Raw genomic sequence first — 12,531 nt, forward strand, 5'->3', positions numbered from 1 at the left:
CTAGACCGTCACCCGCTGCTGGGGCGCCGGCACGTCGGCCAGCACGCGCGACATCACGGCCTCCGGGGTGGCGCCGGCGAACTCCGCTTCGGGGTCCATCACGAACCGGTGGTTCCAGACCACGGGAGCCAGTTCCTTGATGTCGTCCGGCAACACGAAGTTGCGGCCCTGGGACGCGGCCCAGACCTTGGCCGCGCGGACCATGGCCAAGGCGCCGCGTACGCTCACGCCGAGGCGCGACTCGGCCGCGTTGCGGGTTTCCTCGCACAGGGCCGAGACGTATTCCAGTATCGACATGTCCACGTGATTGCTGGCCCCGAGGTCTGCCATGTCCCTGACGGCCTGCGGGGTGATGATCGGCGTCAGGGCGGCCGACCGGTCGCGCGTGCTGGCTCCGCCCAGCAGTTCCACCGTCGACGCGCGGTCGGGGTAGCCGATCGACGTCTTGATCAGGAAGCGGTCCAGCTGGGCTTCCGGGAGGCGGTACGTACCGGCCTGCTCGATCGGGTTCTGCGTGGCGATCACCATGAAGGGGCGCCCGGCGTCATAGGTCACGCCGTCGACCGTCACCCGGCCTTCTTCCATGACTTCCAGCAGCGCCGACTGCGTCTTCGGCGAGGCCCGGTTGATCTCGTCCGCCAGCACCACGGTGGCGAAGATCGGGCCCTTGTGGAACTCGAACTTTTGCGTCTTCTGGTCGTAGATCGTGATGCCGGTGACGTCGGAGGGCAGCAGGTCCGGGGTGAACTGGATGCGCGAGTTCGAGCCCTGCACGGTGGCGGCCAGTGACCGGGCCAGCATCGTCTTGCCGGTTCCCGGGGCGTCCTCCAGCAGCACGTGGCCCTCGGCCAACATGGCTGTGAGCACCAACCGCACCACCTGGTTCTTGCCCAGCACCGCCTGGCCGACGTTGGCGGCCAGCTTCCCGAACGTCTCGGCGAACCACTCGGCCTGCTCGGAAGTCATCGTCATGCTGTTCCCGGTCTCTCTTCGTGTTGCATCGGTGTCAATCTGTTAGTTGCTTAAGAAGCGTGCAGGCGCCCTGATTCGAATCCCGGCCTGCCCGGTTTCATCCGCATGGAGGCATCCCGCTCGGCGGGGCGCTGCCCAGGTCGGAGCCCCTGCCCTCCAGCGTTACGTGAATGCCCTTCACGTACAGCCCGTTATTGATCGACTTGCCGCCGCCGTTTTGCTGGTACCAGTAGATTCCGCCGGAGCGCAGGATCCAGCACTTCGACAGCAAGGTGGGATTCGGATTGCTCCTGTCATTCGCCCAATGACCTCCGGCGCATGAAGCGGGCGGGCCCGGGCTGAAGTTTGTCCCCGACCGCGGATCCATGCAGGTTCTATGACCAGGGGGCAACTGGCCGCCGACCACCAGGTGCCATTCCGTTTTCGGCGGCGGCGGTGGCGGCGGGGCGTCGCCGGAGCTTGCCGAAGCGGACGCTATCGCACCAGCCGTGCCGCGGGAATTGATCGACTGCGCTTCGAACGTCACGCGCTTGTTGTACGCACGGGTGTTGACCGTCTCGCTGCCGGAGTTGGCCACGTTCCGCCAGGCGCCCCCGTCGATCCGGATCCGGATTTGGGCCACGTCGTGGCTGTTCGCTGCCGGTGCGCTCCAGTTGAACGTCACGGACTGCTGTTCCCTGGCGCCGTCCTGTCCGGAGACACTAGGCTTCCCGGGAGCTCCATACGGAGTCGCGTTGTTGGACGCGGCGCTCGGCGCACTGGAGTAGCTCGCGCCGTCACTGTTGGCCACGGAGGTGATGCGCACGTTCACGGCCTTGCCGTTGGTAAAGCCTCCCACTTGCTGCCCGTTCGTGATGGCCATGGTCCGGCCGTCGCTAAAGGTCGCCCGGTAGCTGACTTCGCCGGACTGGGCGCCGTTGCGCTGCGCGGCGGTCAGTTCGTTAAAGGACACCGTGACCGCGCGTCCCGCCCCGCCGGTCTGCGCTTCGCTCAGCGAGGCGCCGGTCGGGGCATCGGGAGCGCCGACCGCCCGCCGCGCGTTCGACTGCGGGCTGGCCTCGCCCGACCCGGCCTTGTTCCGGGCCGTGACGGTGTAGGTGTAGGCGGTCTCCGAGTTCGGTGCCGTCACGGTCTGCGAGGTGGCATTCACCGTCGGGAAGGTCCGGGTCAGCCCTCCGCCCTGGTATTCGCGCACGGTGTAGTCGAGAATCTCGCCGCCGTTGTTGGACGGCGCGGCCCAGCTCACCTTCAGCTGGCTCTGGTCCCCCACGGACTTCACCCGTTCGGTAGCCGGAGCGGTGGGAGCCGCGGGCGGACCGGCCGGCACCTCTGCGGCGGAGTAGGCACTGAAGTCGCTCGGTTCCGGGGCGCGATTGTGCGCCTGCACCCGGACCTCGTACGCCTGCCCGTTTTCCAGCCCCTCCCACTTGTAGCTGGTGCCGGTCAGGCCGTTCTTCTGCAGCTGGCCGCTCGGCGGGGCCGGCGAGATCTCCAGGGTGTAGCTCTCGATGGCCGAGCCTTCGTTGGCCGGTGCGGTCCAGCTGACGTCCAGTGACTTGTCGTCGAACTTCAGCTGCGGAGCGGCCGGGGTTGCCGGCCGGACATCCGGCCTGGCCACCGCCGACTCCGCCGACGGGTCGGACGTTCCCACCGCGTTCTCCGCCGTCACGGTGAAGGTGTATTCGACGTCGTTCTGCAAGCCGGTCAGGGTGCAGGTAGTCGTCGCGCACTGCTGGCTGAAGCCCCCGCCGAATGCGTTCACGGTGTAGCCGGTGATCGGGGCGCCGTTGTCGCTGGGCGCCGTCCAGGACAGCACTACGCTCTGGTTGCGGACCGAGTCGACCAGCGGCGTGCTGGGCGTCTCCGGCCGGCCCTTGACCACGAGCGAGACGTTCGCCGTCGCCTGCCGGCTCCCCTCGCGGGTCTTGTCCTCCACCGTGTATTCGACCGTCATGGTGCCGGAGAAGTCGGCGCCGGGCGTCACGATAATCCGCTCGCCGTCGATCTCTGCGGTGCCCCCGTTGCCGGCAACGGCGCTGACGATCGTCAACGGGGTTTCCGGGAACGGATTCACGTCGTTGGCGAGCACGTCCACCGGCAGCGCTTCGCCCTGCACGGCGTCCGGCACCTCGTCGTCGTTGGCGACCGGCAGCGGGCGGGTGGAGGCGGTCGCCTGCACGGTCACCCGGCTGGTCACCTTATCGGAACGGCCGTCGGTGACGGAGAAGTTGACCACGCCGGTGGCACCGGTTTGGAGCTCGGCATCCGCCGCCACACGCAGCACGCTGCCCTCCAGGCTGACGTCGAATCCTTCCGGCGTCCCGCCTTCGACGGCGAACTGCAGCTTCTCCAGGTCTTCCGGGTTCGGGTCGCTGGCCAGCGGGCGCAGGTCGTAGCTCACGGCGTCTTCGCCCTTGGCCACGTCGAGCGTTCCGGTGGTCAGTTCGGGCGGGAAGTTCCGGTCGGCGGCCGGGATCACCTTGGTCATAATGGTGAGCGTGGACTTGAGGCCCTCGGGGTCGTCGGGGCCCGCTCCGTCGGTCACTTCGAACGTGATGGAGCCGCGGCCGGCATAATCGAGGTCCGCCTTGTAGCTCAACGTGCTCGCGTCGGCCATCCACTGGTCGTCGCTGGTGCCGATCGCGCGGATGCTCTCCGCCACCGTGATCCGCGGGGTGCGGCCGGGGCGTACTTCGACCAGTTCCGTCAGGTCCAGCTGCAGTTCGTCGCCGGCCGTCACGTCCAGCGGGGTGTTGTCCCGCAGCACCGGATACTGCTCGCCGAGTGGCGGTACCCAGATGACCGCGGTGGCCTGCAGCCCGTCCTCGTCCCGCACGGTGTACGGGATCAGCTGCACCGCCTCGGTCAGTTCGACGTTGACCTGTCCGCCGGCCACAGCCCTGGCGGTCGGATAGTCGCCGCCCACCAGCACTTCAAGATCCTTGGCCACGCCGTCCGGATCCTCGTCGTTCTCCAGCACCGGAACATCGACGGCGGTGCGCCCCTTGATGTCGGCCGACGCTACCCTGTCATCGCGGGCCAGCGGCGCCCGCAGCAAAGCGTCCCCGCTCACCTGGACCGTCACGGTCCCGACGGCGGAGCCGCCGCGGCCGTCGCCCACGGTGTAGCGCACGTTGACCGTGCCTTCCTCGGCCGGGGTCGTCAGGTAGACGCGCCCGTCTTCCGCCTTGGCGGCGATCGACGCCGGCTCGCCGACGATCTTGCCGGCATCGAGCCGGAGCGCGTCGCCGTCCGGATCCGAATCGTTCTTGAGCACATCGACGGCCACCGTCTTGCCCGGCCGGATCTCGATTCCGTCGTCGATCGCCACCGGGTTCTGGTTGCTTTCCTGTGCGGGGGCAATGCCGACCAGGACCGTGGCCGTATTGACGGCACCCAGCCTGTCCTTGACCCGGTAGGTGAAGGTGTCGGTGCCGGCGCCCTGCGCGGATGCCGTGTAGTCGATGTAGTTCGGCCCGGCCACGGCCGCGCCCTGTTTGGGGGCCTTGTCGATGCCCGTCAGGTACACCGAGTCGCCGTCGGGATCGATGCCGTTTAGCGGGATGGGTATCCGGACCGTCGACCCCGCGATGGCACGGGCTTCCTGGTTCTTGGGAGCGGGCTGGGAATTCGATTCGTCGTCGCGCGGGAGGATGTTGATCCGTACCTGGGCGGAATCCTTTTGGCCCGCCGTGTCCGTCACCTCATAGACCGCGTAGACCGTCTTCGCCTGCTGTCCGGCGATGAAGCGCACGGAGTTTTCGGCCGTGAAGATTCGGCCGTCGGCAGGATCCGGGGTCTCGGCGAGCTCGTCCACCAGCGTCAGCGTGTCGCCGTTTGGATCCGTGTCGTTCGCCAGCACATCAACGGTGACCACGTCGCCGACCCGCACGGTGGCGGTGTCGGCTTCGGCCTGCGGCGGCAGCAGCTTGTCTTGGCCGGCCACGGAGATCACGCTGACCTCGCCCGTGGCGGAGGCGAAGCCGTTGGAAACGGTGTATCCGATGGTGGTCTGCTGGTGCAGTCCCTTCACATCGGAGATGCGCAGGATGTTGTGGTCCAGCACTTCGACGGCGACGGGCGCACCGTTCGCGTCCACCGAGGTGACGACCAGGACGCCGCCGGAGGGGTCGGTGTCATTGGCCAGCACATCCACCAGCACCTGCCCGCTTTCCGGCAGGAGGGCCACGTCCCGCACGGCCACCGGCGCGCCGTCGCCGTCGTCCTCGGCGGCATCGATCCGGATCAGGCCGGTGGTGCTCGACGGCCCGTTGGTGACCAGGTAGGTGAAGTAGTGGGTGCCGGGGGCGTCGGCCGTGAACTTGACCGTGCCCGCGTCGTAGTCGGGCACGATCGAGGTGTTCGCCGCCGAGCCGGTCTTGGCCAGCCGGAGTTCCCCGCCGTTCGGGTCCTGGTCGTTCTTCAGCGGCGCAATCTGGATTTCCTGGCCCACGGTGGCGGAAAAGTGGTCGGCGTTGGCCAGCGGCGGCAGCGCGCCGGGCGGGCGGACGTCGAACACCACCACGTCCTCGGTGGTTTCGGAGCCATCGGACACCCGCACCGTGACGTCCTTCTTGCCGAACGTCTTTCCGACGTCCTGGAAGGTCAGCAGCCCGTCGGGCCGGGTCCGCACCAAGTCGCCGTCGGCGGTGTTGTCCGCGCCGACCAGGAACATGTCGTCCCCGTCCGGATCGATCCAGTCACTGAGGATGTTCTGGCTGATTTCGCGGCCCTGTTCCACCAGGATGGTGGTTTTCCGCTTCGTTTCCGGCGGCAGGTTGCTGCCCTCGGCGCGCACGTCAATCGCTACCCGCGCCGTGTCCGTACCGCCCCGGCCGTCGTCCACTTCGTAGTTGAAGGTCTGCCGGCCGGGTGCCGCATCTCCGTTGACCACAATCTGCAGTCCGGTGCTGTCATAGATGCCCTGTACCTCGCCGATGCCCGGGCCGTCGCCGGTCAGGCGGGCGGTGAGCACATCGCCGTCGGGATCGGAGTCGTTATCCAGGATGGTCAGCGTGGTGGTGCGGCCGGCGCGGACGCCGAAGGTGTCGTCCTGGGCGACCGGCGGCTGGTTTTCCTCGGTGCGGTCGGGCAGCGTGTTGACCGGGTTCTCGTCCGCCGAGTCCTCTTCGTCCTCTTCGTTCTCCTGCTCCGGCGGGATCAGGTCGCTCCAGTTGTCTACCAACTGCATGTTTTCGAGCACCAGCCAGACGTTTCCGGCGTTCACATCATTGAGGACCACAATGTCCCGGTTCACCCGGAAGACGAGCGACGCGTTCGACCCGATGCCCTGGATCGGCTGCGCGAGATCATCGGCGTCGTCGCCGCACTCCCGCAGGTAGTGGTTGACGCCGGCCCAGGCCGCGTGCAGGCAACCCGCGAGCTGGACCGGTGCGGCCGGTGTTCCGGTGCCTGCCAGCGGCACGATGTCTGCGTCGGATCCATTCAGCGGCTGCTTGATCAAGGCCGATTGGGTCGCCACCGCCACGTACGGGCTCTTGTCTCCGCTGAGCTGCAGTGCCCCGCCGCGGGCGTCCGGCAAGGTGACCTCGCGGCCGCCGGGGAGGACCAGCAGGCCGGAGTCGGCGTCGAAGACCACCGCTTCTTCCCCCACGGCGGCTATCTGGAGATCCCCGGCTTCCGCCAGCGATTCCACCCGGTGCCCGCCGGTGCGTTCGGCCACGCCTTCATCGTTGACTTCGAAGCGGGCTACCTCGCCGGCATCCGGATCGGCGACGAAGATGGTGTCCTGCTTCGATACCGTGGCCACGCTGCCCTCGGCATCGGTGAGCAGCGGCTCGGCCGTTTCCTCATTGAACGACCCGAGCTCGTCCGCCGGGCTGATCCAGACCTGGCCCTTGACCGTGTCGGTGATGGACAGCAGGGTGTTGCCGAAGGCCACGTCGGCGGTGCCGGGCAACTGCTGTTCCGACCCTCGCTCCATCTGGGCCACGTCCACCGGGCTGAGCATCGACTGGTCCTGGTTCTCCATGAACACCGTGCCGGCGTTCTGCATGACGTCGAAGCCGTCGCTGTTGGCCCTGAAGCCGCCGTCGAGCACCTGGGACTGGTAGTTGAGGTGGCCAACCATCCCCTGGCTGTTGTTGGTGACCCACACGCCGCCGTCGTTCAGGTCCACGTCAGCGGTGGGGAAACCCTGGTAGTAGATGGCACCGCCGACCACCAGTGCCGTCGCCACAGAGAAGGTAGTCGTCGATGCCAGCGTCCTGCGCCGCCGCGTCCGCCCGAACATTCTTCCCCGCAATGCCCTGATTCCTTTGTGATCCCGCGCCGATCCCGCCGGCGCGCCGCGGAATTCCTCGCAGACACGCCGATAAGGCACCCAAAGACGGCCCTTGGTGCGCCAAGGGCCCTTACCGACTATTGCACGTATAACCACCGAGCGTAAACCCGAGCGCATGGGGAGCACTCCCCTGCCGGGCAAAGTCTCGGGAACGACGACGGCGGCGCTCGGTTTGGTCCGTCGGGTCCCCTCGGCGGGCACCGCCGCCGTCCCCGCCTCAGCGGGCACCGCCCTCGTCCACGCCCGCGGTGCGCGCCCGCCAGCACCGCGGGCGCCGCCCGCCGTCCGGCGACCGGATCTAGTCGACGACCAACCCTTGGCCGGTGCCGTGGGCAACGGTGACCGGGTTGACCTCGCCGAATCCGCGGACCGTGCGCACCTTCTGCGGGATCAGCACGAACCTCTCATCCCCGGCGAGCGTGGACGCGGTGGACGCGTCGACCAGCACGGTGCCGGGCTCCGCGAGCGTGGTCAACCGGGCGGCGAGATTCACCGTGGGGCCGTAGATGTCGCCGAGCCGAGAAAGGACCCTGCCCCAAACCATGGCAACCCGCGCCGACGGCAGCAGATCGTCGTCACCGATGGCCTTCGCCAACGCCAGCGAGATTTCAGCCCCGGCCTGCGGCGAGGACGCGATGTAGAGGACTTCATCGCCGATCGTCTTCACCAAGCGCCCGCCGCCCACGGAGATAATCTCGGCACAACGGTTTTCGAACCGCTGGACCAGTTGGGCGAGGGTCTTCTCGTTCATCTGGCGGGACAGGCTCGTATAGGAAACCAGGTCTGCGAAACCCACGGCCCGCAACAGGGGCAGCGAATCGACGTCGCCACCTGCCCCGGCGCCGGCACCCAGGGCGGCCTCGGCCCGCACGGTCAGGCGGGCAACCCCGGCGTTGAGCTGTCGGCGGTAGGAGTAGAGCAACAGCTTTTCCAGGGAATCGATCAGGTTCGGCAGCTCATGGACCAGCCGCTGGCGGGCCTGGGCATCGGTGAGCCCCCGCTGGTGCACCATTTCCTCCACCAACGCCTCCACCTGCCAGACCACCATGCGGTCCGTCATCTGGCCGACCGACCGGGTGATCGAAATGGCCGCTTCTTCGGTCAACCGTTCCTCGCGGACCAGATCGATGATGGTGGTCAAGGCATCCAGGTCGGCCTGGGTGAAGGCGAGGTCCTCGTCCCCGAGGTTGGCGAACCCCAAGGCCCGCCAGATCTTGCGGGCCGACAACAGCGAGACTCCTGCACCGGCGGCCACTTCACGGCGCTTCATGGTCCGTTCAGAGCCCAGCAACCGGATCTCGAGATCCTTGATCGCTTGCCGGTCCACTTTTCCGTCGGACTCGGCGGCGGGTGCTGATTGGGCGGGCAACGGCACGCGCGGCATGGACAAGGTCAGCGGCTCGGGCTCCCCGGCCGGGTGGCCTCCCGTGGCCCGCAGCCCTTCGGGTGCCGGCTCTGCCTCCAGCACAGGTTCCGGATCCTCCGGGCGGGTTTCCTCCAGCTCTTCGTCCGGCTCGTCCGCGGCCGGCGGCGGAACTTCGCGGCGCAGCAGGTGGGGCAGCTCGGGATCACGCGGGACCGGTGCCCGGCGCGGTTCATCCTGTCCGCTGCTGATGTCCATCCTGTGCTTTCCTCCCTGTCAGCTGTCCCAGCTGTTCCACTCGGTTTCCGTTTCCATGTCTACACCATCAAACATGGCGGTGCGTGGCAGCTCCTCGATGGCCTCCACCACCAACGATCTGAACCGGTGGACCTCCGGTACGTCAACCAGCGTGCTGGTGCGTCCGTGCCCCAGCTCGATCGTGAGATTGCCGCTGCGCAGTGTGCGCTGGATGATGGACTGTTCGCTGTGGACTTCGGCAATTGCCACCAGCAGCAGCTGGCGTTCATGCCGCCGCCCGACGCCCTGGCGGATGATGAGGCGCCTGCTGGTCAGCAGATACCGCGTACTCATCCAGCGCAGCAGCGGCAACAGGAACAGCCGTGACAGCAGCGCCGCCACCGTCACGGCCAGTCCGGCGAGCAGCAACGGGCGCCACTCGACCACCCAGTCCGGCGGGCTGGGGCGGCTGAGGTTGCCCAACACGTAGGAGCCGGCGCCAAGCACCAACAGCGCTGCCGCCACCGGCCAGGAAAGCTTCCGGGCCTGCGGCCGTGTCGCCACGATCACGCGCTCCCCCGGATCCAGTTTCAACCGCAACGGCGCTCCCGGATCCGGCAGGGCGTCCAGAGCAACTCAGGGACCTTCGTGCGGCCGGAGGTGCACGACGTCGCCGGCTGTCACGACGTGCTCCGTGCCTTCCGCATCACGGATCTTCACGGCGCCGTAAGCGTCCAGGCCGAAGGCCTCGCCGATGATCTGCTTCCCGTCCGGAAGCTCGGCGCGCACCTGCTGTCCCAGGGTGACCATGACGTCCCGCATGCGCCCGATCAGGCTGGATCCGTCGTCCCATTCGGCCGCGGGGTCGCCGCTGACATCACAGAACTGCCGGTAGCGCTGAGAGAACACCCGCAGATAGGACATCAGCAGGATATTCCGGTCGGTCGTCCGGCCCTTTTCCAGCGCGACGCTGGTGGCCGTGGGAACGGGCAGCTCATCCTTGGAAAGGGTCACGTTGAGGCCGGTGCCGAGAACGATGGCGGGGGGCGAGCCGTCGGGGTAGTTGACGATTTGGGCCAGGATGCCGGCGATCTTTCGCCCGGAGACCAGGACGTCGTTGGGCCATTTGACCTCGGCCTTGAGCTGCGCATACTCGCCGAGCGCCTCTGCCAGCGCGGCGGCCGCCAGCAGTGAGAACCAGGCGTAGCTCTGGGTCGGCACGGGCCGGCCGGCGTGGTTAAAGGGGCGCAGCAGGATGCTCACGATCACCGACGAGCGTGCCGGGGCGCTCCACTGCCGTTCCAGCCGGCCGCGGCCTGCTGTTTGCACTTCTGCGGCCAGGACGCTCAGGTCCGACCAGCCCACTTTGTCGGCGACCGCCTTGGCCGCCAGGTCGGTATTGGTGGAGCCCGTGGATTCCACCAGTTCGAGCCTCCGGTACGGGCCCAAGGGTGCGCAGAGAGCGTCGCTGAGGCCGTCGAAATCCAGGGCCGGTCGGTCAACGTCGGAAAAACTCGGGCTCATGTATCCCATCCTACTGACCGCGGGCTACGGAGGGGCTGCCGCCGGGCCGCCGTCGTCGGCCTCGATCGGGCAAAAGCAGTTGCGGCGAAATTGTAGGGTTCCTACAGCGGGTGCGACGCCGATGCTCACTAGACTTGGTTCAGCGGCGTGCCTGTGCCCTGCTGTTTTGTGCGAAACCTACTTAAACAGCCTGCAGAGCGCCGGCATCCGACACCCTCGGCAGAATCCGGAGAATCCATGAGCCTCGACCAAGACCTTGATCTGCAGACCACTGCAGGCAAGATTGCGGACTTCCGCCGCCGCCAGGCGCAGTCCATGCAGCCTTCCGGCGCCGAGGCGATCGAGAAGCAGCATGCCCGCGGCAAGAACACCGCTCGGGAACGGATCGAAATGCTGGTGGACGAGGGCTCCTTCGTCGAGTTCGATGCCTTTGCCACGCACCGGTCGACGGCCTTTGGCATGGAGAAGAAGAAGCCGCTCGGCGACGGCGTCGTCTCCGGTTACGGCACCGTCGACGGGCGCCTGGTCGCGTTGTACAGCCAGGACTTCTCCGTCTACGGCGGCTCGCTGTCCCAAGTCAACGGCGAGAAAATCGTGAAGGTGCAGGAATTCGCCCTGCGCAACGGATGCCCCGTCATCGGCATAAACGACGGCGGCGGGGCGCGCATCCAGGAGGGTGTGGCATCGCTGGCGATGTTCGCCGACATCTTCCGCAACAACGTCGCCGCCTCCGGCGTGGTGCCCCAGATCTCGCTGATCATGGGTCCGTGCGCCGGCGGGGCCGCCTACTCCCCCGCCCTGACGGACTTCGTGGTGATGGTCGACAAGACCAGCCACATGTTCATCACCGGACCGGACGTCATCAAGACGGTCACCGGCGAAGAAGTGGACATGGAGACGCTGGGCGGAGCACGCCAGCACAACGCCACGACGGGCACCGCCACCTATCTGGCCGCCGATGAGTCGGACGCTGTCGAGTTTGTCCGCGAGCTGCTCGAGTTCCTCCCCTCGAACAACCTGGCCGAGGCTCCTCCGCTGGACTTCGAGGAGGAACTCGAAATCACCGCCGACGACCTAACCCTTGACGAACTGATTCCGGATTCGGCCAACCAGCCGTACGACATGCGGACCGTGATCGAGCACGTCGTCGACGACGGCAATTTCCTGGAAATGCAGTCGCTGTACGCGCCGAACGTGATCATCGGCTACGGCCGCGTCGAGGGGCACACCGTGGGCGTCGTAGCCAACCAGCCCATGCAGTTCGCCGGCACCTTGGACATCAACGCCTCGGAAAAGGCCGCCCGCTTCGTCCGTCACTGCGACGCCTTCAACATCCCCATCCTCACCCTGGTGGACGTGCCTGGCTTCCTGCCGGGCAAGGACCAGGAGTTCAACGGCATCATCCGCCGCGGAGCCAAACTGCTCTATGCGTACGCCGAGGCCACGGTGCCGAAGCTGACGGTCATCACGCGCAAGGCCTACGGCGGTGCCTACATCGTGATGGGCTCCAAGAAGCTCGGCGCCGACCTGAACCTCGCCTGGCCCACGGCCCAGATCGGCGTGATGGGCGCCCAGGGCGCGGTCAACATCCTGTACAGCCGCGACCTGGCGGCCGTGGCTGCCGAAGGCGGCGACGTCGAGGCCCGCCGGCAGGAGATCATCTCACAGTACGAAGAAGAGCTGCTCAACCCGTACCAAGCTGCCGAGCTCGGTTACGTCGACGCCGTGATCGCACCGTCCGACACCCGCCTCCAAGTGGTCCGCGGCCTGCGGGCGCTGCGCGACAAGCGGGCGACCATGCCGCACAAGAAACACGGGAACATTCCGCTATGAGCCGTTGGTCAGACATGAACACAGCACGGTCGTCGGACACGGCCGCGGTGCGGCGCGACGATGCCGCCGTGCGGCCGCAACCGCTGCTGACCGTGGCCAAGGGCAATCCGAACGCCGAGGAACTCGCCGCCCTGACCGCCGTCGTCGCCGCCCTGCAGTCCGCCGGGCCGGCCGGTTCGCCCAAGAGCAGGCCCCGGCGAAACCGCCGGCCGCTGCTGCGGCCATTCGTCTCGCACGGACCCGGCGCCTGGCGGCGCACCTTCCGGTAGCCGGCCCCGGGGCACCGGTACCATTTTCC

Annotated in this window: 7 protein-coding genes; 2 read left to right on the plus strand and 5 right to left on the minus strand. The window is 67.5% G+C overall.

The features are described from left to right. The 5 genes from AC5RUK_RS12770 to AC5RUK_RS12790 all read right to left on the minus strand — a co-directional run bounded on the left by AC5RUK_RS12770 (position 1) and on the right by AC5RUK_RS12790 (position 10,400). A complete protein-coding gene (locus AC5RUK_RS12770; RefSeq protein WP_493988052.1) occupies positions 1-972 on the minus strand; it encodes an AAA family ATPase in 972 nt (323 codons plus the stop codon). A gap of 97 nt (positions 973-1,069) precedes the next feature. Next, positions 1,070-7,225 (minus strand): Ig-like domain-containing protein, encoded by a 6,156-nt coding sequence (locus tag AC5RUK_RS12775; protein WP_494152374.1) that lies wholly within the window; start codon positions 7,223-7,225, stop codon positions 1,070-1,072. A 349-nt stretch (positions 7,226-7,574) separates the two neighbouring features. Continuing rightward, on the minus strand, positions 7,575-8,897 hold the full coding sequence (locus AC5RUK_RS12780) for an adenylate/guanylate cyclase domain-containing protein (protein ID WP_494152375.1): 1,323 nt from the start codon (positions 8,895-8,897) through the stop codon (positions 7,575-7,577). Between the two features lie 18 nt (positions 8,898-8,915). Then, positions 8,916-9,476, minus strand: coding sequence for a PH domain-containing protein (locus tag AC5RUK_RS12785; RefSeq protein WP_494152376.1), 561 nt, complete (start codon positions 9,474-9,476; stop codon positions 8,916-8,918). A gap of 36 nt (positions 9,477-9,512) precedes the next feature. Then, a complete protein-coding gene (locus tag AC5RUK_RS12790; RefSeq protein WP_494108001.1) occupies positions 9,513-10,400 on the minus strand; it encodes a biotin--[acetyl-CoA-carboxylase] ligase in 888 nt (295 codons plus the stop codon). A 237-nt stretch (positions 10,401-10,637) separates the two neighbouring features. Here AC5RUK_RS12790 and AC5RUK_RS12795 point away from each other — a divergent pair, with 237 nt between their 5' ends. Beyond that, positions 10,638-12,233, plus strand: coding sequence for an acyl-CoA carboxylase subunit beta (locus AC5RUK_RS12795; protein WP_494152377.1), 1,596 nt, complete (start codon positions 10,638-10,640; stop codon positions 12,231-12,233). Next, positions 12,230-12,502, plus strand: coding sequence for an acyl-CoA carboxylase epsilon subunit (locus AC5RUK_RS12800; protein ID WP_494152378.1), 273 nt, complete (start codon positions 12,230-12,232; stop codon positions 12,500-12,502). Before AC5RUK_RS12795 ends, AC5RUK_RS12800 begins: the two co-directional genes overlap by 4 nt. Positions 12,503-12,531: the final 29 nt, after the last annotated feature.

The organism is Arthrobacter sp. Y3223065, assembly GCF_059090885.1.

Excerpts from the sequence above, each read along its gene's own strand:
- AC5RUK_RS12770 (WP_493988052.1), bottom strand. The coding sequence starts at position 972 with ATGACGATGACTTCCGAGCAGGCCGAGTGGTTCGCCGAGACGTTCGGG.
- AC5RUK_RS12775 (WP_494152374.1), bottom strand. The coding sequence starts at position 7,225 with ATGTTCGGGCGGACGCGGCGGCGCAGGACGCTGGCATCGACGACTACC.
- AC5RUK_RS12780 (WP_494152375.1), bottom strand. The coding sequence starts at position 8,897 with ATGGACATCAGCAGCGGACAGGATGAACCGCGCCGGGCACCGGTCCCG.
- AC5RUK_RS12790 (WP_494108001.1), bottom strand. The coding sequence starts at position 10,400 with ATGAGCCCGAGTTTTTCCGACGTTGACCGACCGGCCCTGGATTTCGAC.
- AC5RUK_RS12795 (WP_494152377.1), top strand. The coding sequence starts at position 10,638 with ATGAGCCTCGACCAAGACCTTGATCTGCAGACCACTGCAGGCAAGATT.
- AC5RUK_RS12800 (WP_494152378.1), top strand. The coding sequence starts at position 12,230 with ATGAGCCGTTGGTCAGACATGAACACAGCACGGTCGTCGGACACGGCC.